Source organism: Enterobacter cloacae complex sp. IR5441 (assembly GCF_049238215.1).
In the GTDB taxonomy this organism is placed as follows: Bacteria; Pseudomonadota; Gammaproteobacteria; order Enterobacterales; family Enterobacteriaceae; genus Enterobacter; species Enterobacter hormaechei_C.
Map to the genome: position 1 here is coordinate 17377 of NZ_JBMKIA010000002.1, position 25786 is coordinate 43162.

Consider the following 25786-nt stretch of genomic DNA (forward strand, 5'->3'; position numbering starts at 1 on the left):
ATGTTCTATTTGTTGAATGCATGCCTGAATCTTAGTAAATTCGCCTTGAAAATGTTTTTTCAGAATTAATTAATAAACCAATAATTATGTTATCTGTATAAGCTCATATTTATTCGTCGAAGTAATAATTAATGACGGTTGCGACTACACAAAACCGTGCACTTTTGTTACATTTTTTGCAAACTCACCCTGTGAGGATACTTAAAATGAACTGTCTGCCATCCGTTAGCGGATCTGCACACAAAAAGTATCAGTAACGATATGACTGGAGAAAAAATGGCTAAGCGTAAATTGTTGCTTCTGGGTGTATTACTGTCACTGGCGGGGGCCGCGCACGCTGCACCGCAAACATCGACAGCGCCTTCCGGCATCAAGGCCTATGAAGAGCAAGAGTTTATTGCCGATTTTACGAAGTTTAAAATCGGCGACACCGCGCCCGCGCAGTATCAGACGCCTGAGTACACCATCAAACAGTACCAGCTGCGTAACCTTCCCGCGCCCGATGCCGGTACACACTGGACCTACATGGGTGAGAATTATGTTCTGATTGGCGATGCCGATGGCAAAATCTACAAAGCCTATAACGGAGATATTTTCTATCACCGCTGATACGATCCTAATCCGTCCGTGGCAGGAGAGCGATCGCCCTTTCCTGCGCACGCTCTTCCTTCACGCCCGACGTGAAGCCTGGCCGTGGCTGGACAGTTCTGCGTGGCAGCTTGAAGATTTTGACGCGGCAACCCTGGACGAAGGGATTTGGGTGGCGGAGCAGGATGGGCACCGACTTGGCTTTGCCTCAGTCTCGACGAACGATAATTTTCTGCACAACCTGTTTGTCGATCCGAACTATCAGAGCCTGGGCGTCGGACATGTATTGCTTGAACACGTGCAGAAGACGTTTACCAGCACGGGTTCACTCAAGTGTCTGGTGAAGAATGAGCGGGCGGTTGCCTTTTACCAGCGCCACGGCTGGCACATTGAGGCGACGGGAGATTCTCCGGACGGAGAGTATTATTTGATGCACTATCGGCTTGGGTAAAGTCAGGTGGCGCTACGCTTACCTGACCTACAAAATCGAGGTAGGCCGGGTAAGGCGAAGCCGCCACCCGGCACTAACGCGCAGAGGCGTTACACCGCGCGGAAGGCGATTTCACCCGGAATGACTTCGCCCTGCCAGTAAAGCTGCGCCGCAACGCGCCCCGCCAGCTGACGATAGATTTCCGTGAATTCGCTATCCGGACGGCTGACCACCGTTGGCTTACCGCTATCCAGATCTTCACGCAGTGTGATATGCAGCGGCAGTTGCCCCAGCAGTTGCGTGTGGTATTGCGCCGCCAGCTTTTCGGCGCCACCGGTACCAAAGATAGGCTCATGGTGCCCGCAGTTGCTGCAAATGTGCATGCTCATGTTCTCGACGATACCCAGTACCGGCACCTCCACCTTCTCGAACATGACGATGCCTTTTTTGGCGTCGATCAGCGCGATATCCTGCGGCGTGGTGACCACGACGGCGCCGGTAACCGGAATGTTCTGCGCCAGCGTCAGCTGGATATCACCGGTGCCCGGCGGCATGTCCAGTACCAGATAATCGAGGTCAGGCCACATTGTCTCCTGCAACATTTGCAGCAGCGCCTTGCTGGCCATCGGGCCACGCCAGACCATTGCGTTATCGTCCGTGACCAGGTAACCAATGGAGTTGGTCGCCAGACCGTGCGCCACGATTGGCGCCATGTGGGTGCCGTCCGGCGAGGTTGGACGCTGGTTTTCCGCCCCCAGCATGTTTGGAATGGACGGGCCGTAGATATCCGCATCCAGAATGCCGACTTTCGCCCCTTCAGCCGCCAGCGCAAGCGCCAGGTTCACGGCGGTCGACGATTTACCCACCCCGCCCTTGCCCGAGCTGACGGCGATGATGTTCTTCACGCCGTTAACGCCCGGCTGATTTTTCACGCGCTTGAGCGTGGCGATGCTGTGGCTTAGCTTCCAGTCAATTGCTTTTGCGCCGGTAATGCGCAGCAGCTCAGAGCTGGTTTGCTCTTTCAGGGCATTAAAGGCGCTGGTCCAGACGAACGGCATCTGTAGCTCAATGTGCAGCGTATCGTCCAGCCATGCGACGTGATGAAGCGCTTTCAGCGTCGTGAGATTGTGCTTCAGGGTTGGATGCTGAAAATTAGCCAGCGTCCCGGCGACCATTGCTCGTAAGGCTTCCGGTGATTTGGCCTGGGATTGAGAACTCATCCCGACTCCTTTGTTCTTGTGAATAAGACCTTAGACAAACAAGTTTACCTGAAAGGCCGCGGTTTGTGCTTACTTAATAATGCCCCTTTTGGTAATATCGAAAACCCTTTTCACAGTTAAAAGAAGTAATGCCTACTATGACTCAAGTCGCGAAAAAAATTCTGGTAACGTGCGCCCTGCCGTACGCCAACGGCTCAATCCACCTCGGCCACATGCTGGAGCATATCCAGGCTGATGTCTGGGTCCGTTACCAGCGAATGCGCGGCCACGAGGTGAACTTCATCTGTGCGGACGATGCCCACGGCACGCCGATCATGCTGAAAGCGCAGCAGCTGGGCATTTCCCCGGAACAGATGATCGCCGAAATGAGTCAGGAGCATCAGACCGATTTTGCTGGCTTTGACATCAGCTATGACAACTATCACTCCACGCACAGCGACGAAAACCGCGAGCTGTCAGAGCTGATCTACACCCGTCTGAAAGAGAACGGTTTCATTAAAAACCGCACCATCTCTCAGCTGTACGATCCGGAAAAAGGCATGTTCCTGCCGGACCGTTTCGTCAAAGGCACCTGTCCGAAATGTAAATCCCCGGACCAGTACGGCGATAACTGCGAAGTGTGCGGCGCAACCTACAGCCCGACCGAGCTTATCGAACCGAAGTCCGTGGTCTCCGGCGCGACGCCGGTGATGCGTGACTCCGAGCACTACTTCTTCGACCTGCCGTCGTTCAGCGAAATGCTGAAGGCGTGGACCCGCAGCGGTGCGTTGCAGGAGCAGGTCGCGAACAAAATGCAGGAGTGGTTCGAATCCGGTCTGCAACAGTGGGATATCTCCCGCGATGCGCCCTACTTTGGCTTCGAAATCCCGAACGCGCCGGGCAAATATTTTTACGTCTGGCTGGATGCGCCGATTGGCTACATGGGGTCGTTCAAGAATCTGTGTGACAAGCGCGGCGACACCGTAAGCTTCGACGAATACTGGAAGAAAGATTCCGATGCCGAGCTGTATCACTTCATCGGTAAAGACATCGTTTACTTCCACAGCCTGTTCTGGCCAGCAATGCTGGAAGGCAGCAACTTCCGCAAGCCGACCAACCTGTTCGTACATGGCTACGTAACGGTGAACGGCGCGAAGATGTCTAAATCTCGCGGGACGTTTATTAAGGCCAGCACCTGGCTGAACCACTTTGACGCGGACAGCCTGCGCTACTACTACACCGCGAAGCTCTCTTCCCGCATCGACGATATCGACCTGAATCTGGAAGATTTCGTGCAGCGCGTGAACGCGGACATCGTCAACAAGGTGGTGAACCTGGCGTCCCGTAACGCAGGTTTTATCGCCAAACGCTTTGACGGCGTGCTTTCTGCCGAACTGGCCGATCCTGAGCTGTATAAAACCTTCACCGACGCCGCCGCTGCGGTTGGCGAAGCCTGGGAAAGCCGTGAATTCGGTAAAGCCATTCGCGAAATCATGGCGCTGGCAGACGTGGCCAACCGCTATGTGGACGAGCAGGCGCCGTGGGTGGTGGCGAAACAGGAAGGCCGCGACGCCGACTTGCAGGCGATCTGCACCATGGGTCTGAACATGTTCCGCGTGCTGATGACCTGGCTGAAGCCGGTTCTGCCGCAGCTGGCAGCCCGCGCGGAAGCATTCCTGAACACCGAACTGACCTGGGATGCCATCCAGCAGCCGCTGCTCGGCCACAAGGTGAACACCTTCAAGGCGCTGTATAACCGCATCGAGATGAAGCAGGTTGACGCGCTGGTGGAAGCATCCAAAGAAGAGGTGAAAGCGGCTGCCGCACCGGTGACCGGCCCGCTGGCGGACGATCCGATTCAGGAGACCATCACCTTTGATGATTTCGCCAAAGTCGACCTGCGCGTGGCGCTGATCGAAAACGCGGAGTTCGTGGAAGGTTCTGACAAACTGCTGCGTCTGACCCTGGATCTGGGCGGCGAGAAGCGTAACGTCTTCTCCGGCATTCGTTCCGCGTATCCCGATCCGCAGGTGCTGATTGGTCGTCAGACCGTGATGGTGGCAAACCTGGCGCCGCGCAAAATGCGCTTCGGCATCTCTGAGGGGATGGTGATGGCCGCAGGCCCGGGCGGGAAAGATATCTTCCTGTTAAGCCCTGACGAAGGCGCGAAGCCGGGTCAGCAGGTGAAGTAATAAAAAAGCCGGATGAGAATCCGGCTTTTTTTTTGCCCGGCGGCGCTACGCTTGCACGGGCCTACGGGTTTTGTAGGCTGGGTCAGGCGAAGCCGCCATCCGGCTAAAATCACCCCTTCTGGTTATGCACCCGCTGCGTCAACCCACGCAGGAAATAACGCAGAAACTGATCCCCACACTCGCGGTAATTCTTATGATCCGGCGCGCGCATCATGGCGGTGATTTCCGGCATCGACACGCGAAATTTCTGCTCGGTCATGATCGCCAGAATGTCGTCAGTTTTCAGGGAGAAAGCAATACGCAGCTTTTTCAGCACCGTGTTGTTATTCACCCGACGCTCCAGCGCCAGCTCAGGCGCAGATTCATCTTTGCCGCGCTTGTCGTAGATCAGGCCGTTCAGAAAGCCCGACAGAATAATGTCCGGGCAGCGAACAAAACCCTCTTCATCTTCTTTAGTCATCCAGGTGTCGAACCCGGCGGACGTGGATTCCATGTCGGAGAGCGCAAGAATGCGCACCATGTCATTATTGTTCGCTTTCAGGGTGTAGCGCAGGCTACGAAGAATATCGTTACTTAGCATAGAGCCTTCGAATGTCGATGATGCAATGGCGCGCAGTGTACCAGTTTTACAGCCCTATCGCCTCTTTCAAACTTTTCAGGTAGCGACGACTGACGGGAACGGTTTGCCCGGCACGTAACACCAGCTCGGCCTGGCCGTTATCTTCCAGACGGATCTCCTTCAGGTGCGCCATGTTCACCAGATACTGACGATGGCAGCGGATTAGCGGCGTGCGACTCTCCAGCGTGCGCAGGGTCAGCTCGGTAAAGCCTTCGTTACCTTCAGCGCTGGTGACGTATACCCCGCTCAGACGGCTGCTGACAAAGGCAACGTCGTCCATTTGCAGGAGGTAAATCCGGCTGTGCCCGGTACAGGGTATAAACTTCAGGGGCTGCTGATGCTCCGGCAGCAGCGTCACGTCCTGCACGGTACGCTCCTGATGCAGGCGGGTCAGGGTCTTTTCAAGGCGTTTCTCTTCAATCGGCTTCAGCAGATAATCAAATGCGTGCTCTTCAAACGCCTTTACCGCGTACTCATCAAAGGCCGTCAGAAAGACGATATAGGGACGGTGCTCCGGGTCGAGCATGCCGACCATCTCCAGCCCGCTGATGCGCGGCATCTGAATATCGAGGAACAGCACGTCCGGGCGCAGTTTATGCACCGCACCGATGCCTTCAATCGCATTGGCACATTCCCCCACAACCTCGATATCACTCTGCTCCTGCAACAGAACACGCAGGTTTTCCCGTGCTAACGGCTCATCATCGACAATCAGCACTCTTAACATGCGTTCTCCTCCAGCGGCAATCGTAAGGTAATTCGGGTATAGCGGTCTGGCTCACAGGCGACGGTGATACCGCAGTCGTCACCAAAATGCGCGCGCAGGCGTTTATCCACCAGGCTCATGCCCAGACCGCCTGACGCGGAAGCTTCATACAGCCCCGCGTTGTCTTCAATATCCAGCACCAGATGGCGGTTAAAACGGGAAGCGGAAATCATAATCTCTCCACTTCCCAGCAGCTGCGACGTCCCATGCTTAATGGCATTTTCTACAATCGGTTGCAGGGTAAAGGCCGGAAGATGCTGATACGCCAGATCGTCCGGGACGGATAACGACACCTGTAAACGTGACTGGAAGCGCGCTTTTTCAATTTGCAGATAGGCGTTTACATGCTCAATCTCGTCCGCGAGGGTGACGATCTCCGAGGGTCGCTTCAGATTTTTGCGGAAAAAGGTCGAGAGAAATTGCACCAGCTGCGCGGCCTGATCGCTGTCGCGGCGGATCACCGCCTTCAGCGTGTTGAGCGCGTTAAACAGGAAATGCGGGTTCACCTGAGCGTGCAGGAGCTTAATTTCTGACTGCGTCAGCAGCGCTTTTTGCCGTTCATACTGCCCCGCCAGGATTTGCGCCGAAAGCAGCTGGGCGATCCCCTCCCCCAGCGTGCGGTTGATGGAGCTGAACAGGCGGTTTTTGGCTTCGTAAAGCTTAATAGTGCCCATGACGCGCTGGTTTTCACCCCGCAGGGGAATGACCAGCGTAGAGCCGAGTTTGCACTGTGGATGCAGGGAACAGCGGTACGGCACTTCATTTCCGTCGGCATACACCACTTCACCCGTTTCAATAGCGCGCAGGGTATAGGCCGAGGAGATCGGTTTGCCCGGCAGATGGTGGTCGTCGCCGGTACCGGTAAACGCCAGCAGCTTCTCGCGATCGGTAATCGCCACGGCTCCGATATCCAGCTCTTTATACAGCACCTGCGCCACCTTCATACTGTTCTCCTCGTTGAATCCCTGCCGCAGGATCCCTTCCGTCGACGCCGCAACTTTTAAGGCGGTGGCAGAAAATGCCGAGGTGTATTTTTCGAACATGGCGCGTTTGTCGAGCAGAATGCGCATAAACAGCGCCGCACCTACGGTATTGGTGACCATCATCGGTGCGGCAATGCTGCTGACCAGATGTAACGCATCGTCAAACGGGCGCGCGATCAGCAGGATGATCGCCATCTGCGCCATTTCCGCCACGAAGGTAATCGCCCCTGCGGTAAAGGGACTGAACACTTTATCCGGGCGACCGCGCTTAATCATATAGCTGTGGACGAGACCACCGAGCAGCCCTTCGACGATGGTGGAGATCATGCAGCTCAGCGCCGTCATACCGCCCATCGAATAGCGGTGCAGGCCGCCGGTTAACCCCACCAGACCGCCGACAACCGGGCCTCCGAGCAGCCCGCCCATTACCGCGCCGATGGCGCGCGTATTGGCGATGGAATCTTCGATATGGAGACCAAACCAGGTCCCCATAATGCAGAATATGGAAAATACGACGTAGCAGAGGAATTTGTGCGGCAGACGGACGGTGACCTGCATCAGCGGGATAAACAGGCGCGTTTTGCTCATCAACCAGGCGATGACAAGGAACACGCACATCTGCTGAAGCAACAGCAGCACCAGATTAAACTCGTACATACTCACAAACCGCACATTCTAAAAACGCGTAACATACACTGATAGCGGTTAACTTTCTTTGAAACGTGCCAAAAAAGCGATAAATCGTGTCCGCCATCACACCTTTTGCCGGAGATAACCTGTCTTTCGTATAATTTGTACAAAAAAGAATCAAATCTTCCTGGTTCCGCAAAGTGGGTCTACAGTTAAGCTGGGGACGCGCAAGCCTGGGGGCGAAAATGGCGCTTTACACAATAGGTGAAGTGGCACTCCTGTGTGATATCAATCCCGTTACGCTACGGGCGTGGCAGCGACGGTATGGATTGCTTAAGCCGCAAAGAACGGACGGGGGGCACCGCCTGTTTAACGATGCGGATATTGACCGGATCCGCGAGATCAAAAGCTGGATCGACAATGGCGTACAGGTCGGCAAGGTAAAATCGCTTCTGAGCCAGGACGATCCAGATACGCAGCTTCTCTGGCGCGAGCAGCAGGAAACGCTGCTGAGGCTGTTGCAGAGTGGCAATTTGCAGCGTCTGCGCGGCTGGATCAAAGAACAGGGTCGAGACTACCCGGCGCAAACCTTGATCACCCATCTTTTTATTCCCCTACGGCGTCGGCTTCAGTGTCAGCAAACCACCTTACAGGCACTGCTCAGCATGCTTGATGGCGTGCTGATTAACTATATTTCCGTCTGTCTTGCCTCAGCGCGGAATAAAAACAGCAAAGATGCGCTGGTGATCGGCTGGAACGTACACGATACCACCCGACTGTGGCTCGAAGCCTGGATTGCCACCCAGCAGGGCTGGCGCGTTGACGTGCTTGCCCACTCCCTGGCCCAGCTCAGGCCGGAACTGTTTGAGGGACAGACGCTGCTGGTCTGGTGCGGCGAAGTCCCCTCCGCTTCCCAGCAGCAGCTCCTGACGGAATGGCGCGAACATGGTTATCCCGTTTACTCGCTGGGGCCAAATGCGTCGTAACGGCATTTAATGGTTCATTAACAGCTGCGCTTCACCGTATAATTGTTCCGTTAACAACAGGAGCACATGATGAAGGCAACGAAACTGGCCGTAATTACCCTCTTTGCACTGATGGCCATCAGCGGTATCGGTGGCGTTATGCTTGCAGGTTATTCATTTATTGTTCGCGGCGGTGTTGGCTGAGGTATCCGGCCAGGCGTTCAAACAGGCGATCCACCACAATCGCCGCCAGCGCAACCAGAACCGCCCCCTGAATAATGTAAGCCGTATTAAACCCGCTTAACCCGATAATGATCGGCGTTCCCAGCGTATTGGCTCCGACCGTCGAGGCGATGGTTGCCGTACCAATGTTGATAATCACGGACGTTCGCACGCCGGCGATAATCACCGGTGCGGCCAGCGGCAGTTCGACCTTCACCAGCCGCTGCCAGGCGCTCATCCCCATCCCTTCCGCTACGCTCAGCACCGATGCAGGCACCGCCGCAATCCCCGCCAGCGTCCCTTGCAGAATGGGCAACACGCCGTACAAAATCAGCGCAATGATGGCAGGCTCCTGCCCAAAACCGATCGCCGGCACGGCAATCGCCAGCACGGCCACCGGCGGGAAGGTCTGCCCCGTTGCGGCGATGGTCTCCACCAGCGGACGAAACTCCCTGCCCGCGGGTCTCGTCACCGCAATCCCGGCGCCTGTGCCCAGCACGATGGCAATCACGCTTGACACCGCCACCAGCCAGAAGTGCGCCAGGGTGAGATTAACAAAGCTCTCCTGCTGGTACACCGGGCGCGGCAGCCCGGGAATAAGCGCATTAAACAGCGCCGCGCTGTGCGGCATCAGGTAGAGTAAGGCGATAAACAGCCCTGTCAGCCAGAGTAACGGATCACGGACCCACTTCACGCGTCACCTCCCCCGCCAGCAGATCGCGAAAATGGATCGTCCCGCATGGCGTCCCCTGCCCGTCCGCAACGGGTAATACCTCGCACTGCCGGGCGACAAACGCCGACAGGGCATCGCGCAGGCTCATCCCATCGTGCAGCGGTTCACCACCGATTTGCGCATCCTGCGGACGCAGATAGTCCCTGACGGTGCGCAGCGAGAGCAGCCTGACGCCCAGCTCGCTGCGGCCAAAAAATTCACGCACAAAATCATTCGCCGGCGAGGTTAACAGCTCAAGCGGCGTACCCTGCTGGACGACTTCGCCGTGATCCATCAGTATCAGACGATCGGCCAGCCGCAGCGCTTCGTCGATATCATGCGTCACCAGCACGATGGTGCGCCCTAGAATACGGTGGATGCGACTCATCTCCGCCTGAAGTGCGCCGCGGGTGACCGGATCCAGCGCGCCGAAGGGCTCATCCATCAGCAGCACCTGCGGGTTAGCGGCCAGCGCGCGCGCCACCCCGACCCGCTGCTGCTGTCCGCCGGAAAGCTGGTGCGGATAGCGGTCGCGAAGCGACGCGTCCAGGCCCAGCAGCGCCATCAGCTCGTCGACACGCTCATTGATCTTCCCCCGGGACCATTTTTCCAGCTGTAGCACGGTGGCAATGTTCTGGGCCACCGTCCAGTGGGGAAACAGGCCGATGGACTGAATGGCGTAGCCCATACGCCGCCGCAGTTCCAGCACCGGCAGGCTGCGGATCTCCTCTCCGGCAAAGCGAATCGTCCCGCTGTCATGTTCCACCAGCCGGTTGATCATCTTCAGCGTCGTCGATTTTCCCGACCCCGACGTCCCGATCAATACCGAGAACGCCCCCTCGGCAAAATGCAGATTGAGGTGGCTTGCCGCCGGACGGCCCGCAAAGGTTTTACTCACATCATGAAATTCAATCATTGGCTCTTCTCCTGAGCAGCGCGAGCCACAGGGCAAACAATGCATCCAGTACGACCGCCAGCGCAATCGTGGGCACAACGCCCAGCAGCACCAGATCCAGCGCGCTGCTCAGCAGCCCCTGGAACACCAGTGCCCCAAAGCCGCCCGCCCCGATCAGCGCGGCAATCACCGCCATCCCCACGGTTTGCACCGTCACCACCCGCAGGCTGCGAACCAGCAGCGGAAGCGCAAGCGGCAACTGTATTTTCCAGAAACACTGGCGCGCACTCATCCCCATCGCATGGGCGCTTTCCAGCACGTCAGGCGGAACCTGGCTTAACCCCGCCACCACGCCGCGCACCAGCGGCAGCAGCGCATACAGCACAAGGGCGATAAGGGCAGGCGTCAGCCCGGTTCCGGCAATGCCTGCCGCGGCCAACGCAGGGAAGGATTTCACCAGACCGGCCAGGGGGGCAATCAACAGGCCAAACAGGGCAACGGAGGGGATGGTCTGAATAACGTTGAGCACGGTAAAGACGGCGCCCTGGCGGCTGGGATGCCGGTAGCACCCGATGCCCAGCGGCACGCCCAGCAGCAGCGCCGGGATCAGCGTCCCAAACAGGATCGTCAGATGTTGCGCCAGCGCGTTGTCAAACACCTCCTGGCGGTTGGCGTACTCTTTTAACAGCGAGAGTTGATTCAGATCGCCGCTGAAGAGGATCAGCAGAGGGATAACCCAGAATTGCGCGTTCAGCAGCCAGCGCCAGACGGGTAGCGGCGTGAGACGGCGAATGGCATCGCTACAGACCAGCAGACAAAGTGCCAGCCACAGCCACAGCCCGCTGCCAATCGACGTGCGCGCCAGCGGGCTTTCAACCGAGGCCATCTGCGTTGCCGCCTGTCCCGCGCTCCAGAACAGCACAATAAACAGCGCTTCGCTGAGCAGAAGCGTCAGCCACAGGGCGGTTCGCCCCGGCCAGAAGGCTAAGGCAACAGTACTCGCCAGCGCCGCGCCCAGCAGTAGCGGCGTAAATGACCAGATCTGCCAGAGCGCGCGCGGTTCGCCCGACACCAGACGGTTTGGCGCGACATTTACAAAGGGTAACGCGACCGCCGCAATGGCCACACAGGCCAACAGCAGCAGGACGCGGTTATGACATTTTATTGGCACAGCCTTGTCCCGTTACTTCACAAGCCCTTGTTGTTTCAGGAAATCGGCAGCCACTTTTTTGGCATCCAGCCCCTCAACGGCAATGCTGGCATTCAGCTGTTGCAGCGTTTTCGCATCCAGTTTTTCAAACACCGGTTTGAGCCATTCCGCAATATCCGGGTAGGCTTTCAGCACCGCCTCGCGCACGACCGGGGTTGGGGCGTAAATGGGCTGAACGCCTTTCGGGTCGGTCAGGGTTTGCAGGCCAAGCGCAGCGACCGGGCCGTCGGTGCCGTAGGCCATCGCCGCGTTGACGCCGGAGGTTTGCTGCGCCGCCGCCTTAATGGTCACCGCCGTGTCGCCGCCCGCCAGAGAGAGCAGTTGTGCCTGATCGAGCTTGAAATCATAGGCTTTTTCAAACGCTGGCAGGGCGTCAGCGCGCTCGATAAACTCTGCCGAGGCCGCGAGCTTAAACTCGCCCTTCTCTTTCAGGTAGCGGCTGAGATCGTCAAGCGAGGTGAGCTTGCCTTTCTCGGCGATATCTTTGCGCACCGCGATGGTCCAGGTGTTGTTGGCCGGTGCCGGGGTCAGCCAGACCAGCTTATTTTTTTCCGCGTCCAGCTTTTTGACTTTTTCGTACCCGGCTTTGGCATTTTTCCAGGCCGGATCGTTTTCATCCTTAAAGAAGAAGGCCCCGTTGCCGGTGTATTCCGGGTAGATATCCAGCTCGCCGGACGTAATGGCACCGCGCACCACAGGCGTGGTGCCAAGCTGTACTTTATTGACCGTTTTCACGCCGTGGCTTTCGAGTACCTGCAAAATGATATTGCCGAGCAACGCACCCTCGGTATCAATTTTGGAACCCACCTTAACTGGCTCTGCGGCCTGTAGCGGCAGGCTCAGCGCCGCCAGAAGCACCGCCGATCCTGTTATCCCCTTAATCATCGTCATTCTGCTTTCCTCATTATTTTGTGGCCTTTTTCATAGGCTTGAGAGAAAAGCGTAGCTTAAAACAGCGAATTTAACCGTTTTTCGTACAAGATGAGAGGCATCCCCCGCCAGACGGGGGATGGGGAGGAAGGTAAGATTATTGCAGTTCGAATTCGGCTTTGTTCACGCGGGCGGAATCCACGCCGATGAAGACGTTGAATTTGCCAGGCTCGGCATCGTATTTCATCTGCTGATTCCAGAACTTCAGCGCATTCACGTCAATCGGGAAGCTGACCGTTCTGGTTTCGCCCGGTTTCAGGTTGACCTTCTCGAAGCCGCGCAGCTGTTTCACCGGACGGCTCATGGAGGCCGTGACGTCCTGAACGTACATCTGGATCACCGTCGCGCCTTCGCGTTTGCCGCTGTTGGTCACCTCCACGCTGGCGGTCACTTTGCCGTCACGCTTCAGGGTCGGCGCCGACATTTTGACGTCAGACACCTTGAAGGTGGTGTAGCTCAGGCCATAGCCAAACGGATAGAGCGGGCCGTTAGCTTCGTCGAAGTAACGGGACGTGTACTTGTTCGGCTTGTCGGCGTTGTACGGGCGACCGGTGTTCAGGTGGCTGTAGTAAACCGGGATCTGCCCGACGGAGCGCGGGAAGGACATCGGCAGCTTGCCGGACGGGTTGTAATCGCCAAACAGCACGTCGGCAATGGCATTACCGCCTTCGGTACCGGCGAACCAGGTTTCCAGAATGGCGTCAGCCTGCTGATCTTCTTTCACCAGCGCCAGCGGACGCCCGTTCATCAGCACCAGCACCAGCGGCTTGCCGGTGGCTTTCAGGGCCGCGATCAGATCGCGCTGGCTTTGCGGGATGGTAATGTCGGTACGGCTGGAGGCTTCGTGCGCCATCCCCTGCGCTTCACCCACCACCGCGACCACCACGTCGGACTGCTTCGCGGCGTTAACCGCTTCGTCGATCATCTCTTTCGGCGTGCGCGGATCCACCTTCACCGCTTCCTCGTACTGGTTGAGGAAGGTCACGATGTCTTTATCGTTGGTGACGTTCGCGCCTTTGGCGTAAACCACTTTTGCATTATCACCCACGGCGCTCTTAATGCCGGTCAGCACGGTAACGGACTGATCCGCCACGCCTGCGGCGGACCAGCTGCCCATGACGTCGCGCTTGCTGTCGGCCAGCGGACCAACCACGGCAATGGTGCCGGATTTTTTCAGCGGCAGCGTGTCGAGACGGTTTTTCAGCAGCACCAGGCTTTCGCGCGCTACTTCCCGGGCTTCCTTACGGTGCAGACGGCTTTCGGCGTTAGTGTCCGCCGGGTCTGAATCCTTCGGCCCCAGATGGCTGTAAGGATCGTTAAACAGCCCCATGTCATATTTCACGTTCAGCACGTGGCGAGCGGCGTCGTCCAGCTCTGCCATCGTCACTTTGCCGCTCTTCACCAGCCCCGGCAGGTATTTGCTGTAGTACTCGTCGCTCATGCTCATGTTGATGCCGGACTTGAGCGCCACGCGTACCGCGTCTTCCGGATCGGACGCCGTGCCGTGTTTAATCAGCTCTTTAATCGCGCCGTGGTCAGAGACGGTAATGCCCTTAAAGCCCCACTGGTCGCGCAACACGTCTTTCAGCAGCCACGAATCGGAGGTGGCAGGCGTGCCGTTGAGAGAGTTCAGCGCTACCATCACCGCGCCGCTCCCCGCGTCCAGCCCTGCCTTGTATGGCGGCATGTAGTCGTTAAACAGGCGCTGTGGGCTCATGTCGACGGTGTTGTACTCTTTACCGCCCTCCACCGCGCCATAGGCGGCGAAGTGCTTGACGCTGGTCATGACCGAGTAACGATCTGCCGGGCTTTTGCCCTGCATCGCTTCCACCATGGTTTTGCCCATCGTGGCGGTTAAATACGTGTCTTCACCGAAGCCCTCCGAAGCGCGGCCCCAGCGCGGATCGCGGGAGACGTCAACCATCGGCGCCCAGGTCATATTCAGGCCGTCGTCTGCGGCTTCATATGCCGAAACGCGCCCGACGGTTTTCACCGCATCAAGATTAAAAGAGGAGGCTAAGCCGAGGCTAATCGGGAAGACGGTACGCTGGCCGTGCACCACGTCATAAGCGAAGAACAGTGGAATTTTCAGGCGGCTCAGCTCCATCACCTGATCCTGCATCTTGCGGATATCCTGGCGGGTAACGGTGTTAAAAATGGCCCCTACCTGCCCGTCTTTGATCATCTCGCGAATGGCTTCTTTCGGGTTATCCGGACCGACGCTGATCAGGCGCAGCTGGCCGATTTTCTCATCGACCGTCATCTTTTTGAGTAAATCCGTGACAAAGGCGTCGCGGGCTTCGGGCGTGAGCGGGTGATTACCAAACAAATCCTCTGCCAGCGCAGGTTGCAGCGCCAGGCTGACGGCGACACCTACAGAACATAGCCATTTCATGTTGTTATTCTCTCTCATCAATAACCGCGGGAAGCACCCGGCCAGACCGTGCGAAAAGCGCAGTGTGCCATAAAGCCTGAAAACCTTGCAGGGTTATTCTCTGATTTTTCTCATGAATACCCGACCGCTCAACGGCTAATCGCGCTATGCTTTACAGCGAGAAATTTGCCCCACCACAAGGAGTGGAAGATGTCTTCTGTTCGAACTGACGATAACACTACATTTATTAACGAACTGTCTCGCCTGGTTGGTCACTCTCACCTGCTTACCGACCCGGCCAAAACCGCCCGCTATCGGAAGGGCTTTCGCTCCGGCCAGGGCGACGCGCTGGCGGTAGTCTTCCCCGGTACGTTGCTCGAATTGTGGCGCGTGCTCAGCGCCTGCGTTGCGGCAGACAAGATTATTTTAATGCAGGCTGCGAATACCGGCCTGACCGAAGGTTCCACGCCGAACGGCAACGATTACGATCGTGACATCGTGATTATCAGCACCCTGCGCCTCGACAAACTGCACCTGCTGGACAAGGGCGAACAGGTGCTCGCCTTCCCCGGCACCACGCTTTACTCGCTGGAAAAAGCGCTTAAACCGCTGGGACGCGAACCGCACTCGGTGATCGGCTCATCGTGCATTGGCGCCTCGGTGATCGGCGGGATCTGCAATAACTCCGGCGGCTCGCTGGTGCAGCGCGGCCCGGCTTACACGGAAATGTCGCTGTTCGCCCGTATCGATGAAAACGGCAAGCTGACGCTGGTTAACCATCTGGGGATCGATCTGGGCGTAACGCCAGAGCAGATCCTCAGCAAACTCGACGATGACCGCGTAAAGGACGAAGACGTTCAGCACGATGGCCGTCACGCGCATGACCACGATTACATCACCCGCGTGCGCGATATCAATGCCGATACGCCGGCGCGCTATAACGCCGATCCGGATCGCCTGTTTGAATCCTCCGGCTGCGCGGGCAAGCTGGCCGTTTTTGCGGTGCGCCTCGATACCTTCCCGGCAGAGAAAAAGCAGCAGGTGTTTTACATCGGCACCAATCAGCCGGAGGTGCTGACGGAGATCCGTCGTCATATTCTGGCCGAGTTCACTCACCTGCCGGTGGCGGGCGAGTATATGCACCGGGACATTTACGACATCGCCGAGCGCTACGGCAAAGATACCTTCCTGATGATCGACAAGCTCGGCACCGACAAAATGCCGTTCTTCTTCACTATGAAGGGCCGCACCGACGCGATGCTGGAGAAAGTATCGTTGTTCAAACCGCACTTCACCGACCGCTTTATGCAGAAGCTGGGTAACGTCTTCCCGGCGCATTTACCGGAGCGGATGAAGACCTGGCGCGACAAGTATGAGCACCATCTGCTGCTGAAAATGGCCGGGGACGGAATTGCCGAAGCGCAGAGCTGGCTCACCGAATTCTTCAAAACCGCCGACGGGGATTTCTTTGCCTGTACGCCGGAAGAAGGCAGCAAAGCCTTCCTGCACCGCTTCGCCGCGGCGGGTGCTGCCATCCGTTATCAGGCGGTGCATTCCGAAGAGGTGGAGGATATTCTGGCGCTGGATATCGCCCTGCGTCGCAACGATACCGAGTGGTTTGAACATCTGCCGCCGGAGATCGACAGCAAGCTGGTGCATAAGCTCTATTACGGCCACTTTATGTGCTATGTCTTCCATCAGGATTACATCGTCAAAAAAGGGGTTGATGCACACGCGCTGAAAGAACAGATGCTGGCGCTGCTGCACGAGCGTGGCGCGCAATATCCTGCCGAGCACAACGTAGGACACCTGTACAAAGCGCCGGAGACGCTTAAACAGTTTTATCGCAAAAATGACCCTACAAACAGTATGAACCCGGGCATTGGTAAGACAACGCGGAAGAAATACTGGAAAGAGAGTGCCGAAACAGAGGAACACAATACGCAAGCCTCTGATGAACTCTTATAGCCAAATTTAAGAGATTGTTAAGCCCTCCTCAAACGTACTAGAGTATCTGCCTGTTGCCAGAGAAACGTTTCTCTGGCTTTCCAAACAAGGAGCGGGCAGAACATGTCGGCTGTAGAAATTTTCCCCGAAACTGAAATCGAGGTGCGCGACGCCCTTCCTGACGATGCGCATGCCATCTCGGCGATATACGCCTGGCATGTGCTTCATGGCCGTGCGTCCTTCGAGGAAGTTCCTCCCACCGTCGATGAGATGCGTCAGCGGATGAAGAGCGTGACCGACAGCGGTTTAACGTGGCTGGTTGCGCTGTATCGCGGCATTGTTGTCGGCTACTGCTACGCCACGTTTTATCGTCCACGCCAGGCCTACCGGTACACCCTTGAGGAATCCATCTATGTGGATGCCAGCACTACCGGGCGCGGGTTTGGCTCGGCCTTACTCCAGGCACTGATCGCCCGTTGTGAACAAGGACCCTGGCGGCAGATGATTGCCGTGGTTGGTGACGGAAACAATAATGCGGGATCGTTACGGCTGCATAAAAAACATGGCTTCGAGGTTGTCGGTCAACTGCGCAGCGTGGGGTATAAGAAGGGGGACTGGCGGGATACGTTGATCATGCAGCGTCCACTCAACGATGGTGACTGGACGCTGCCGGAGTAGGCGCTTTAGCCCGGTGGCGCTTCGCTTACCGGGCCTACGTATCGGGGCCGCTTTAGGGCCGTAGGCCGGGTAAGGCGAAGCCGCCACCCGGCACAGACAGGCGGCTCAGTCGTTCTGCGCCGTCGCCATCTGTTCCGCTTTCTGCTTTTTATACGCCAGCGCTGAAGCCGGCACCGGCTGCACTTTCCCGGTTTCAATCCAGGTGCGCAGGCGGCTGGCATCCGCGAAGTGGGTATATTTACCAAAGGCATCCATCACCACCAGCGCCACTGGCTTACCGTTAAATACGGTGCGCATCACCAGGCAGTGCCCTGCCGCATTGGTGAATCCGGTCTTGGTTAACTGAATATTCCAGTTATCGCGATACACCAGATGGTTAGTGTTGCGGAACGGCAGCGTATACGCCGGGTTCGAGAATGTCGCCATCTCCTCACGCGTGGTGCTGAGCTGACCGATCAGCGGGTATTGCTTACTGGCGATCAGCAGCTTTGTTAAATCACGCGCCGTCGAGACGTTATGAATCGACAGACCGGTTGGCTCCACGAAATGGGTATTTTTCATCCCCAGCGCTTTGGCTTTGGCGTTCATCGCGCGGATAAACGCGTCGTAACCACCAGGATAATGGTGGGCAAGGCTCGCCGCCGCGCGGTTCTCAGAGGACATCAGCGCCAGCAGCAGCATATTTTTACGGCTGATTTCACTGTTCAGACGCACGCGAGAGTAGATCCCTTTCATCTCTGGCGTGTGGCTGATATCCACCTTCAGCTTTTCGTCCAGCGGCAGTCGTGCATCAAGCACCACCATCGCGGTCATGACTTTGGTTATGGAAGCGATCGGGCGCACCAGATCCGGATGACTGGCGTAGATCACCTTGTTGGTATTCAGGTCAACGATCATCGCGCTGCCGGACGCAATCTGGGGTTGCGCAGCAGCGGTGGCGACTGCGGTCGTTTTGGCGATGGCTGGCGCGGTAGCGGAGACGCCCAGCAGCAGCGCAAGACTAAGGAGTGACACTCGAAATTTCAGCATGATGAGACTTCTGATAATGATTCACGCACGTTATGACGTACACCGCCTGTGTCAACGGATAAACACAGGCTGGCTTCGGCATCATAGCGATCACCGTGCGTTGTCGCCAGCGGAGAATCATAACCAGATGCTGCATTGCTGGCATTTACGCCAGCAATGCAGGGAACTTAAAAGAGACGGTATCCATAACCCCAAAGAATAACTGTCAGGGCCAGTAGCGCCTCAAGGACCAGTACGCCGATGGCAAGCGTAGAGCTGGAGAAGCTCAGGCCCTCTTCTTTATTGATATTGAGGAAGGTTGGCACCCCTACATACAGCAGATAACCGGTGTAAAAGAGGGCAACCGTACCGATCAGCGCGCACAGCCAGACCAGTGGATAGAGCGCGACAATACCGCTCAAAAACAGCGGGGTCGCGACGTATCCGGCGAAGACCATACAGTGTGCCAGCGACGGGCGCTGCGGATAGTTGCGCGCCATCCAGTGGATGACCCGCCCCATCACAGCCACCCCGGCCAGCATCAGGCCATAAAACAGAATGGCCAGGTACAGTCCGGTAAACCAGGAAAGCTGAACCACGGTGCCGTCACCAAAGTTCCAGCCTATCTGCGTAGTACCAATAAACGCGCAGACCACCGGCACCGCTGCCATCAGCAGGACATGGTGGGTATAGTGATGCGCGACCGTTTCGTTCTCGTTACGGATCACCTGCATTTCACGATCGGGATGGGAGAAAAGTCCCCAGACATGGTTCATAACGCCCCCTTGTTGTCGGCCCGTCAGCGATAGCTTAAGTATAATGCAGGCTTTAGATTATTTTATGTACAGTGGGAAATTTCCGTTGATTGCCGCGCGGTTGATGGATGGGGTATATGATTAACGCAGGCACAGTAAGGGAGATGACGTTTACGTAATGGATATCAACGGTCTTATTGAACAATATGGATACGCCGCGCTGGTGATCGGCAGCGTCGCGGAAGGCGAAACCATCACGCTGCTGGGCGGGGTGGCCGCACATCAGGGATTGCTGAAATTCTCGCTGGTGGTCGCCGCCGTCGCGTTGGGCGGTATGATTGGCGATCAGCTGCTCTACTTTCTGGGGCTGCGCTTTGGCCCAACGCTTTTGCAACGTTTTGCTAAGCATCAAAAGAAAATTCGCCGTGCTCAGCGGCTTATCCAGCGACGTCCCTGGCTGTTTGTGATTGGTACCCGCTTTATGTACGGCTTTCGCATCATCGGGCCAATACTGATTGGCGCGAGCCGCTTACCGCCGAAAATCTTCCTGCCGCTGAACATTCTCGGGGCGATTGCCTGGGCGCTGATTTTCACCACGCTTGGCTACGTGGGTGGCGAAGTAATAGGTCCGTGGCTGCATAATCTCGATCAGCATCTTAAACACTGGGCCTGGTTGATCCTGGTTGTTGCAGTGGTGATTGTGGTACGGCTGTGGCTCAAGCATCGCGAAAAGCGGCGGGATGAAGAGTGAGTTCGGCCTGCTGCCCCTCACCCTACCCCTCTCCCCAAACGCTATACACCCTCTCCCCTTGGGGGTGAGGGGAATGCTTATTCCGCAGGCTTAAACTGCGGATTCGCCAGCATAAAACCGCCGTCGACGATAAACGACTGCCCGGTGGTGTAGCTGGCGTCGCTGTCACACAGCCACGCCACCAGGCTGGCAATTTCTTTGGTATGCCCTGGCCGTGCCAGCGGGATTTCCGGCATTGCGCCTTCTTTCACTTCGCTGTCGTCCATATCATTCATCGGCGTGGCGATCGCTCCGGGCGCAACGGCGTTCACCAGAATCTTATGTTTAACCAACTCCAGCGCCATCGACTTTGTTAACCCGCCCAGCGCATGTTTGGCCGCCGTATAGGCGCTGGCGTCCGGCAATGGCGTATGTTCATGCACCGAGGTGATATTCACGATCCGCCCCCCTTCCCCCTGCTTCACCATCTGACGCGCCGCGATTTGCGAGCAGAGAAACGCGCCGTCCACGTCAACGGTGAATATGTGCCGCCAGTCGTCAAACGACAGGTCCAGAAATGGCGCTTTATTCATCGCCCCGGCATTGTTAACCAGCACATCCAGCCGCCCGAAACGCGTAATCAGGGTTTCAATGGCCTTTGCGCCTTCCGGCAAATTGCTTAAGTCGAGATGAATGGCCTCGGCACGCTGCCCGCGCGCTTCAATTTCACGGCAGGTTGCCAGCGCCCCTTTCTCATCTGAATGCCAGGTTACTCCGACATCAAACCCGCGTTCGGCCAGCATCAGGGCCGTCGTTTTGCCAATTCCTGAATCCGATGCGGTAACAATTGCGACTCGCGTCATACTCACCTCCTGATAATCTGCAAAGAGGTAAGTATAGATAATGCGCAATGTTAGCCGTGATGATATCCGCCACCCAGCGCGGAGGTGAGCTGGAGCGTGGCATCCACGTACTGACCTTTCAGCATGAACCCGGTAATACGCTCTTTGAGCGCCGGAATTTTTGCTTCACTCACTCGGGAGCCGGCAATGATCCCGGCGCTGAAACGCGCCTGTGCCAGCGCAACGACGCGCGCCGCATCTTTTTCGATCTGCTGCTGGTGCTGATTTTTGGCGGTCAGCGTTTCCACTTCGCTGGCCGTCCGGGCAACCTGGTTTACGGCATCTACCACGGCCTTGTTGTAGTTCGCCACGGAGAGGTTGTTTTGCGCCTGGGCGATATCCAGGTTCGCATTCAACCGACCGCTGTCAAAAATTGGCAGCGTCAGCCCGGCGGTTACGCCCATTTGCTGCGCAGATGAGCGGAACAGGTCACTCAGGTGCAATGCATCCTGCTGCAAGAATGCCATCAAATTGATGTCAGGGTAGAACGCGGCTCTGGCGGCATCCACTTCGCTCATGGATGCTTCGATATACCAGTGCGCCTCCTGCAAATCCGGGCGCCGAGCCAGCAGTTCATAACCGAGCGTTGATGGCAGCGACGCCTCTGCGTCAGGTAAGGCATGCCGGGCGAGCGTGACTGAAGGGGTATGGGTCAACGCATTCAGACGCGCCTCAATGACCTTCATTTTGCCATGCACGTCAGCGAGCTGTTCATCGATTTTGCTGGCATTAATATCCGTTTCAACGCCTTCCACCGAGGAGGTAATGCCGTGCTGATAAAGCTCGCGATCGGCACCGATGATATTTTCCTGCTCCCGTTTGATTTGCGCGAGTACGTCACCCACCGCGGCCTCGGTCTGCCAGTCCCAGTACAGCCGCGCGACGCTGCTGGCGAGCAGCTGGCGGGTCTGCTCCAGCTCCGCTTTTTGCGCATTCACCTGACCGATGCGGGCCTCAATTTGGGCGCGGTTTTTACCCCATAAATCCAGATCCCAACCCGCCGTCAGACCAAAGGTGCCGTTGGTGTACCAGGGGCCGGTTGTCCCCGCCGCCGGGTCGGTCAGCGCAAATGGCCCCATCAGCCCCTCTGCCGACATTTTTTGCCGTTCAACATCTGCGGAAAAATCCAGCTGTGGACCCTCAGCAGCGACAGCGGCTTTCGCCTGTGCTTCCGCCAGGGTAATACGCTGACGGGCAATTTGCATATCCGGCGCATCCGCCAGCGCTTTGTCGATCAGCGCGTTGAGCTGGGGGTCGTTAAAGTCTTTCCACCATTCGCTTTTTGGCCAGTCGGCATGACGCAGTTGGGTATTTACAGCTGCGGCGGCGGCTTGCGTTTTTACTGGAGACACCGTGGCATGTTCCGGCGCGCAGGCGGCCAGCATAAAAACAAGAGGAGCACTCAGAGATAAAGTAAGAGAACGTTTCATTACGCCATGAACTCAAAAAAATAAAGGCGCAACTTACGCTTACTGACGTTCCGTTTTTTAGTAACGCGTGGCAATCCGCATATTGTTATACATTTTCATATCCGGAAATTTATTCCCCAAGACAATGATTTAATTTCATGTATTCATGCTAATTATGAATTGGCTGCTACACTTACTTCGACAGACATACGCAGGAGAGGCGAATGAAAATATTATTGTGGGTTATTTTGATTATATTTCTGATAGGGCTGCTGGTGGTAACCGGCGTATTCAAGATGATTTTCTGATTCTGCTGCCCGGCTCCGCGCCGGGCAAGCTCTTCACACTTCGCTCAGGATTTTGACTGGATCACCCGGGCAATATCCGCAGACGTCTGTAGCGTACGGATCTCCTGAAATAATCCCAGCGCGTCGTCGTACTCTTTACGCAAATAACTCAGCCACTGCTTAATGCGCGCGACGTGATACAAGCCGGTATCGCCTTGCTTTTCCAGCCGCGTGTATTTTTGCAGTAGTTTCACCACATCCGCCCACGGCATCCGCGGCTCATTATATTTCACCACCCGGCTGAGGTTCGGCACGTTCAGCGCACCGCGGCCAATCATCACGGCATTACAGCCGGTCTCTTTGAGGCAGGCCTGCGCGCTCTCGTAATCCCAGATTTCGCCGTTGGCAATCACCGGGATCGTAAGCCGTTTGCGGATCTCGCCAATCGCCTGCCAGTTAATGCGCTCGGCTTTATAACCATCCTCTTTGGTTCGCCCGTGCACCACCAGCTCGGTGGCGCCCGCCTGCTGCACCGCGTCAGCAATTTCAAACTGCTTGTCGTCGCTGTCCCATCCCAGACGCACTTTGACCGTCACCGGCAGGTGCGATGGCACCGCCTCACGCATGGCCTTTGCGCCGCGATAAATCAGCTCCGGATCTTTAAGTAGCGTCGCCCCCCCGCCGCTGCCGTTGACCAGCTTTGACGGACAGCCGCAGTTAAGATCGACGCCGTACGAACCAAGCGCTACCGCGCGGGCGGCGTTTTCAGCCAGCCACTCAGGATACTGGCCGAGCAGCTGGACACGCACCAGCGTACCGGACGGGGTACGGCTCTGACGATGCAGTTCCGGGCAGAGACGATAAAATGATTTTTCTGGCAGCAACATATCGACCACGCGCAGAAACTCCGTCACGCAGAGATCGTAATCGTTCACCTCGGTAAGCAGCTCGCGCACGAGAGAGTCGAGCACTCCTTCCATCGGGGCCAGTAAAACACGCATTCTGAGTACCTGTGAAAAAAGACGCGCTATAGTAGCTGCTCTCTATGTATGTTGAAAGCCCGGCGTTCCATTGCGGAATGTCTGGTATGCCCAAAATTCATGATGTGATCCGTGGCACATTTTCAGGTTTAATTGTATGATGAATACGTCGCAGCAAGGACTTTCACCATGAGCAAATCACTGAATACTATCTGGCAATACCTTCGCGCCTTCGTCCTCATTTATGCCTGCCTGTACGCCGGCATTTTTATCGCTTCGCTGCTGCCGATTACGATACCCGGCAGCATTATCGGCATGCTGATCCTGTTTGTGCTACTGGCATTACAGGTGCTGCCCGCGAAATGGGTTAATCCGGGGTGCTTCGTTCTCATTCGCTATATGGCCCTGCTTTTTGTGCCTATCGGCGTTGGGGTGATGCAGTATTACGATGTGCTTAAAGCGCAGTTCGGCCCGATTATGGTCTCCTGCGCCATCAGTACGCTGGTGGTATTCCTGGTCGTCAGCTGGAGTTCACACATTGTGCATGGCGAACGCAAGGTCGTCGGGGAGAAAACAAAAAAATGATGGCGAATATCTGGTGGTCCCTGCCGTTAACCCTGGTGGTGTTCTTTGCTGCGCGTAAGCTTGCGGTGCGTTTCAAAATGCCGTTGCTGAACCCGCTGCTGGTCGCCATGGTGGTGATTATTCCTTTTCTGCTGCTCACCGGCATTCCTTATGAACGTTACTTCGCCGGGAGCAAGATCCTCAACGATTTGTTGCAGCCTGCCGTGGTGGCGCTGGCGTTTCCTTTATATGAGCAACTGCATCAGATCCGCGCGCGCTGGAAATCCATCATTACCATCTGCTTTGTGGGTAGCCTTGTTGCGATGATCACCGGCACCTCGGTGGCCTTATTGATGGGCGCGTCGCCGCAGATCGCCGCCTCTATCCTGCCTAAATCCGTCACCACGCCGATTGCCATGGCCGTGGGCGGCAGCATCGGGGGCATTCCGGCCATCAGCGCCGTGTGCGTGATTTTTGTCGGTATCCTGGGCGCGGTGTTTGGTCATACGCTGCTGAATATCATGAAAATTCGGACCAAAGCGGCACGCGGTCTGGCGATGGGTACCGCCTCGCACGCGCTGGGCACCGCACGCTGCGCGGAACTGGATTATCAGGAAGGGGCATTCAGCTCGCTGGCGCTGGTGATCTGCGGGATTATCACTTCCCTGGTCGCGCCGTTTATCTTCCCGATTATTCTGGCAGTCATGGGCTAAAATTTGCGATGCGTCGCGCAAATTTCATTTTCATTTCATAAGTTGCACACATAATGAGATTTGGATCACATATAAAGGCCGTACGGCTCCGTACACTACCGATCCATTAACCTTGATGAGGCAACGTCATGCATCCACGTTTTCAAGCTGCTTTCTCTCAGCTTGCAGAGAATTTGCAATCAGCCCTGGCTCCGGTTCTGGCGGATGCGCATTTCCCCGCCCTGCTGACGGCAGATCAGGTCACGGCCCTTAAACAGGCAACGGGGCTGGACGAAGACGCGCTGGCTTTCGCCCTGCTGCCCCTTGCGGCTGCCTGCGCCCGCGCTGACCTTTCCCATTTTAACGTAGGCGCAATTGCGCGCGGCGTGAGCGGAACCTGGTACTTCGGCGGAAACATGGAGTTTCTTGGTGCGACCATGCAGCAAACCGTCCACGCGGAGCAGAGCGCCATCAGTCACGCCTGGCTGCGCGGCGAAAAAGCCCTGCGCGCCATCACCGTCAACTATACCCCTTGCGGCCACTGCCGCCAGTTTATGAATGAGCTGAACAGCGGTCTTGAACTGCGTATCAACCTGCCGGGACGCGCACCGCATACGCTGGGTGATTACCTGCCGGATGCTTTCGGCCCGAAAGATCTTGAGATCAAAACCCTGCTAATGGACGAGCAGGACCACGGTTATGCGCTCTCGGGAGATGAGCTGAGCGAAGCGGCCATTGCCGCCGCCAATAAAAGCCACACGCCATACAGCAAATCTCCAAGCGGCGTCGCCCTTCAGTGCCGCGACGGCCGCATCTTCACCGGCAGCTATGCAGAGAACGCCGCATTTAACCCGACGCTGCCTCCGCTCCAGGGTGCCCTGAACCTGCTTAGCCTGAACGGGTATGACTACCCGGATATTCAGCGCGCAATCCTGGCTGAAAAGGCCGATGCGCCGCTGATCCAGTGGGACGCGACCGCAGCCACGCTGAAAGCGCTGGGCTGTTCAACCATCGACCGCGTGCTGCTGGCATAATCTGTTCGGCGGGCAGAGTTGCCCGCCAGTCTGACGAAAAACCCCTCAGTTGAATCGCTGTTTCTTGCGCTAACCAGGCGGGTAC

25 protein-coding genes are annotated in these 25786 nt (G+C 56.7%); 11 read left to right on the top strand and 14 right to left on the bottom strand.

Annotation, left to right across the window (positions count from 1 at the left end; translation table 11 throughout):
- Positions 1 to 276 precede the first annotated feature (276 nt).
- Positions 277 to 609 carry an RcnB family protein gene (locus tag ACOTX5_RS02850; RefSeq protein WP_017383366.1) on the top strand — a complete coding sequence of 111 codons (333 nt, stop codon included), beginning with the start codon at positions 277 to 279 and terminating at the stop codon, positions 607 to 609.
- Positions 560 to 1039 (top strand): GNAT family N-acetyltransferase, encoded by a 480-nt coding sequence (locus tag ACOTX5_RS02855; protein ID WP_032654255.1) that lies wholly within the window; start codon positions 560 to 562, stop codon positions 1037 to 1039. Before ACOTX5_RS02850 ends, ACOTX5_RS02855 begins: the two co-directional genes overlap by 50 nt.
- Positions 1040 to 1128: 89 nt before the next feature.
- On the opposite strand, the gene apbC is transcribed toward ACOTX5_RS02855, so the two are convergent.
- Positions 1129 to 2238, bottom strand: a complete 1110-nt coding sequence (apbC, locus tag ACOTX5_RS02860; protein WP_045910731.1) for an iron-sulfur cluster carrier protein ApbC — start codon at positions 2236 to 2238, stop codon at positions 1129 to 1131.
- Between the two features lie 137 nt (positions 2239 to 2375).
- On the opposite strand from apbC, the gene metG reads away from it, so the two are divergent.
- Complete coding sequence (metG, locus tag ACOTX5_RS02865; RefSeq protein WP_045910730.1) at positions 2376 to 4409, top strand: methionine--tRNA ligase; 2034 nt, start codon at positions 2376 to 2378, stop codon at positions 4407 to 4409.
- Positions 4410 to 4518: 109 nt separating this feature from the next.
- Here metG and ACOTX5_RS02870 read toward each other — a convergent pair whose 3' ends face one another.
- From ACOTX5_RS02870 to ACOTX5_RS02880, 3 genes are read right to left on the bottom strand one after another with little or no spacing between them, the layout of a single operon-like run.
- Positions 4519 to 4989 carry a DUF1456 family protein gene (locus ACOTX5_RS02870; protein WP_015572337.1) on the bottom strand — a complete coding sequence of 157 codons (471 nt, stop codon included), beginning with the start codon at positions 4987 to 4989 and terminating at the stop codon, positions 4519 to 4521.
- Between the two features lie 46 nt (positions 4990 to 5035).
- The gene (btsR, locus tag ACOTX5_RS02875; protein WP_015572336.1) at positions 5036 to 5755 is read right to left on the bottom strand and encodes a two-component system response regulator BtsR; all 720 of its coding nucleotides are present in this window, start codon (positions 5753 to 5755) and stop codon (positions 5036 to 5038) included.
- Entirely contained in the window at positions 5749 to 7434 is a 1686-nt protein-coding gene (locus ACOTX5_RS02880; RefSeq protein WP_032648895.1) for a sensor histidine kinase, read from the bottom strand. Before ACOTX5_RS02880 ends, btsR begins: the two co-directional genes overlap by 7 nt.
- Before the next feature lie 218 nt (positions 7435 to 7652).
- Between ACOTX5_RS02880 and mlrA the strand changes: the two genes are divergently transcribed.
- Positions 7653 to 8393 (top strand): HTH-type transcriptional regulator MlrA, encoded by a 741-nt coding sequence (gene mlrA / locus ACOTX5_RS02885; protein WP_017693055.1) that lies wholly within the window; start codon positions 7653 to 7655, stop codon positions 8391 to 8393.
- A 69-nt stretch (positions 8394 to 8462) separates the two neighbouring features.
- Positions 8463 to 8576, top strand: coding sequence for a protein YohO (locus tag ACOTX5_RS02890; protein ID WP_017383372.1), 114 nt, complete (start codon positions 8463 to 8465; stop codon positions 8574 to 8576).
- Here the strand turns inward: ACOTX5_RS02890 and ACOTX5_RS02895 are convergent.
- The 5 genes from ACOTX5_RS02895 to bglX form a co-directional block, all read right to left on the bottom strand.
- Positions 8551 to 9288 carry an ABC transporter permease gene (locus ACOTX5_RS02895; RefSeq protein WP_017383373.1) on the bottom strand — a complete coding sequence of 246 codons (738 nt, stop codon included), beginning with the start codon at positions 9286 to 9288 and terminating at the stop codon, positions 8551 to 8553. The two genes, ACOTX5_RS02890 and ACOTX5_RS02895, sit on opposite strands and share 26 nt — an antisense overlap.
- Positions 9272 to 10222: an ABC transporter ATP-binding protein gene (locus tag ACOTX5_RS02900; RefSeq protein WP_015572334.1), complete on the bottom strand. Its 951-nt coding sequence runs from the start codon at positions 10220 to 10222 to the stop codon at positions 9272 to 9274. Before ACOTX5_RS02900 ends, ACOTX5_RS02895 begins: the two co-directional genes overlap by 17 nt.
- Positions 10215 to 11372, bottom strand: a complete 1158-nt coding sequence (locus ACOTX5_RS02905; RefSeq protein ID WP_033487343.1) for an ABC transporter permease — start codon at positions 11370 to 11372, stop codon at positions 10215 to 10217. The genes ACOTX5_RS02900 and ACOTX5_RS02905 overlap by 8 nt, the downstream gene beginning before the upstream one ends.
- 12 nt (positions 11373 to 11384) lie before the next feature.
- A complete protein-coding gene (gene osmF / locus ACOTX5_RS02910) occupies positions 11385 to 12302 on the bottom strand; it encodes a glycine betaine ABC transporter substrate-binding protein OsmF (protein ID WP_003859284.1) in 918 nt (305 codons plus the stop codon).
- A 136-nt stretch (positions 12303 to 12438) separates the two neighbouring features.
- Positions 12439 to 14736 carry a beta-glucosidase BglX gene (bglX, locus tag ACOTX5_RS02915; RefSeq protein ID WP_023304110.1) on the bottom strand — a complete coding sequence of 766 codons (2298 nt, stop codon included), beginning with the start codon at positions 14734 to 14736 and terminating at the stop codon, positions 12439 to 12441.
- 189 nt (positions 14737 to 14925) lie between these two features.
- On the opposite strand from bglX, the gene dld reads away from it, so the two are divergent.
- Positions 14926 to 16683, top strand: coding sequence for a D-lactate dehydrogenase (gene dld / locus ACOTX5_RS02920; protein ID WP_015572331.1), 1758 nt, complete (start codon positions 14926 to 14928; stop codon positions 16681 to 16683).
- A 102-nt stretch (positions 16684 to 16785) separates the two neighbouring features.
- Positions 16786 to 17340, top strand: a complete 555-nt coding sequence (locus ACOTX5_RS02925; RefSeq protein WP_045910728.1) for a GNAT family N-acetyltransferase — start codon at positions 16786 to 16788, stop codon at positions 17338 to 17340.
- A gap of 105 nt (positions 17341 to 17445) precedes the next feature.
- On the opposite strand, the gene pbpG is transcribed toward ACOTX5_RS02925, so the two are convergent.
- Together pbpG and ACOTX5_RS02935 are read right to left on the bottom strand one after the other, a co-directional pair.
- The gene (pbpG, locus tag ACOTX5_RS02930) at positions 17446 to 18369 is read right to left on the bottom strand and encodes a D-alanyl-D-alanine endopeptidase (protein WP_015572329.1); all 924 of its coding nucleotides are present in this window, start codon (positions 18367 to 18369) and stop codon (positions 17446 to 17448) included.
- Between the two features lie 167 nt (positions 18370 to 18536).
- Positions 18537 to 19124 carry a Yip1 family protein gene (locus tag ACOTX5_RS02935; protein WP_003859296.1) on the bottom strand — a complete coding sequence of 196 codons (588 nt, stop codon included), beginning with the start codon at positions 19122 to 19124 and terminating at the stop codon, positions 18537 to 18539.
- Between the two features lie 157 nt (positions 19125 to 19281).
- Between ACOTX5_RS02935 and ACOTX5_RS02940 the strand changes: the two genes are divergently transcribed.
- Positions 19282 to 19854, top strand: coding sequence for a DedA family protein (locus tag ACOTX5_RS02940; protein WP_015572327.1), 573 nt, complete (start codon positions 19282 to 19284; stop codon positions 19852 to 19854).
- 77 nt (positions 19855 to 19931) lie between these two features.
- Here the strand turns inward: ACOTX5_RS02940 and ACOTX5_RS02945 are convergent, their stop codons facing one another.
- The 3 genes from ACOTX5_RS02945 to dusC form a co-directional block, all read right to left on the bottom strand.
- Positions 19932 to 20696, bottom strand: coding sequence for an SDR family oxidoreductase (locus ACOTX5_RS02945; protein ID WP_023295053.1), 765 nt, complete (start codon positions 20694 to 20696; stop codon positions 19932 to 19934).
- Positions 20697 to 20746: 50 nt separating this feature from the next.
- On the bottom strand, positions 20747 to 22165 hold the full coding sequence (gene mdtQ / locus ACOTX5_RS02950; RefSeq protein WP_045910727.1) for a multidrug resistance outer membrane protein MdtQ: 1419 nt from the start codon (positions 22163 to 22165) through the stop codon (positions 20747 to 20749).
- 331 nt (positions 22166 to 22496) lie between these two features.
- Positions 22497 to 23432, bottom strand: coding sequence for a tRNA dihydrouridine(16) synthase DusC (gene dusC, locus ACOTX5_RS02955; RefSeq protein WP_015572323.1), 936 nt, complete (start codon positions 23430 to 23432; stop codon positions 22497 to 22499).
- A 168-nt stretch (positions 23433 to 23600) separates the two neighbouring features.
- Here dusC and ACOTX5_RS02960 point away from each other — a divergent pair, with 168 nt between their 5' ends.
- The 3 genes from ACOTX5_RS02960 (at position 23601) to cdd (ending at position 25701) form a co-directional block, all read left to right on the top strand.
- The gene (locus ACOTX5_RS02960) at positions 23601 to 23996 is read left to right on the top strand and encodes a CidA/LrgA family protein (RefSeq protein WP_063438812.1); all 396 of its coding nucleotides are present in this window, start codon (positions 23601 to 23603) and stop codon (positions 23994 to 23996) included.
- Complete coding sequence (locus ACOTX5_RS02965) at positions 23993 to 24688, top strand: CidB/LrgB family autolysis modulator (protein WP_015572322.1); 696 nt, start codon at positions 23993 to 23995, stop codon at positions 24686 to 24688. Before ACOTX5_RS02960 ends, ACOTX5_RS02965 begins: the two co-directional genes overlap by 4 nt.
- Positions 24689 to 24816: 128 nt before the next feature.
- Positions 24817 to 25701 (top strand): cytidine deaminase, encoded by an 885-nt coding sequence (gene cdd / locus ACOTX5_RS02970; RefSeq protein ID WP_017383380.1) that lies wholly within the window; start codon positions 24817 to 24819, stop codon positions 25699 to 25701.
- The last annotated feature ends 85 nt before the right edge of the window (positions 25702 to 25786 follow it).

Bases quoted from the DNA above. Each gene is read 5' to 3' on its own strand.
- ACOTX5_RS02850 (WP_017383366.1), top strand. From the start codon at position 277: ATGGCTAAGCGTAAATTGTTGCTTCTGGGTGTATTACTGTCACTGGCG.
- ACOTX5_RS02855 (WP_032654255.1), top strand. From the start codon at position 560: ATGGCAAAATCTACAAAGCCTATAACGGAGATATTTTCTATCACCGCT.
- apbC (WP_045910731.1), bottom strand. From the start codon at position 2,238: ATGAGTTCTCAATCCCAGGCCAAATCACCGGAAGCCTTACGAGCAATG.
- metG (WP_045910730.1), top strand. From the start codon at position 2,376: ATGACTCAAGTCGCGAAAAAAATTCTGGTAACGTGCGCCCTGCCGTAC.
- ACOTX5_RS02870 (WP_015572337.1), bottom strand. From the start codon at position 4,989: ATGCTAAGTAACGATATTCTTCGTAGCCTGCGCTACACCCTGAAAGCG.
- btsR (WP_015572336.1), bottom strand. From the start codon at position 5,755: ATGTTAAGAGTGCTGATTGTCGATGATGAGCCGTTAGCACGGGAAAAC.
- ACOTX5_RS02880 (WP_032648895.1), bottom strand. From the start codon at position 7,434: ATGTACGAGTTTAATCTGGTGCTGCTGTTGCTTCAGCAGATGTGCGTG.
- mlrA (WP_017693055.1), top strand. From the start codon at position 7,653: ATGGCGCTTTACACAATAGGTGAAGTGGCACTCCTGTGTGATATCAAT.
- ACOTX5_RS02890 (WP_017383372.1), top strand. From the start codon at position 8,463: ATGAAGGCAACGAAACTGGCCGTAATTACCCTCTTTGCACTGATGGCC.
- ACOTX5_RS02900 (WP_015572334.1), bottom strand. From the start codon at position 10,222: ATGATTGAATTTCATGATGTGAGTAAAACCTTTGCGGGCCGTCCGGCG.
- osmF (WP_003859284.1), bottom strand. From the start codon at position 12,302: ATGACGATGATTAAGGGGATAACAGGATCGGCGGTGCTTCTGGCGGCG.
- bglX (WP_023304110.1), bottom strand. From the start codon at position 14,736: ATGAAATGGCTATGTTCTGTAGGTGTCGCCGTCAGCCTGGCGCTGCAA.
- dld (WP_015572331.1), top strand. From the start codon at position 14,926: ATGTCTTCTGTTCGAACTGACGATAACACTACATTTATTAACGAACTG.
- ACOTX5_RS02925 (WP_045910728.1), top strand. From the start codon at position 16,786: ATGTCGGCTGTAGAAATTTTCCCCGAAACTGAAATCGAGGTGCGCGAC.
- pbpG (WP_015572329.1), bottom strand. From the start codon at position 18,369: ATGCTGAAATTTCGAGTGTCACTCCTTAGTCTTGCGCTGCTGCTGGGC.
- ACOTX5_RS02935 (WP_003859296.1), bottom strand. From the start codon at position 19,124: ATGAACCATGTCTGGGGACTTTTCTCCCATCCCGATCGTGAAATGCAG.
- ACOTX5_RS02940 (WP_015572327.1), top strand. From the start codon at position 19,282: ATGGATATCAACGGTCTTATTGAACAATATGGATACGCCGCGCTGGTG.
- ACOTX5_RS02945 (WP_023295053.1), bottom strand. From the start codon at position 20,696: ATGACGCGAGTCGCAATTGTTACCGCATCGGATTCAGGAATTGGCAAA.
- mdtQ (WP_045910727.1), bottom strand. From the start codon at position 22,165: ATGAAACGTTCTCTTACTTTATCTCTGAGTGCTCCTCTTGTTTTTATG.
- dusC (WP_015572323.1), bottom strand. From the start codon at position 23,432: ATGCGTGTTTTACTGGCCCCGATGGAAGGAGTGCTCGACTCTCTCGTG.
- ACOTX5_RS02960 (WP_063438812.1), top strand. From the start codon at position 23,601: ATGAGCAAATCACTGAATACTATCTGGCAATACCTTCGCGCCTTCGTC.
- ACOTX5_RS02965 (WP_015572322.1), top strand. From the start codon at position 23,993: ATGATGGCGAATATCTGGTGGTCCCTGCCGTTAACCCTGGTGGTGTTC.
- cdd (WP_017383380.1), top strand. From the start codon at position 24,817: ATGCATCCACGTTTTCAAGCTGCTTTCTCTCAGCTTGCAGAGAATTTG.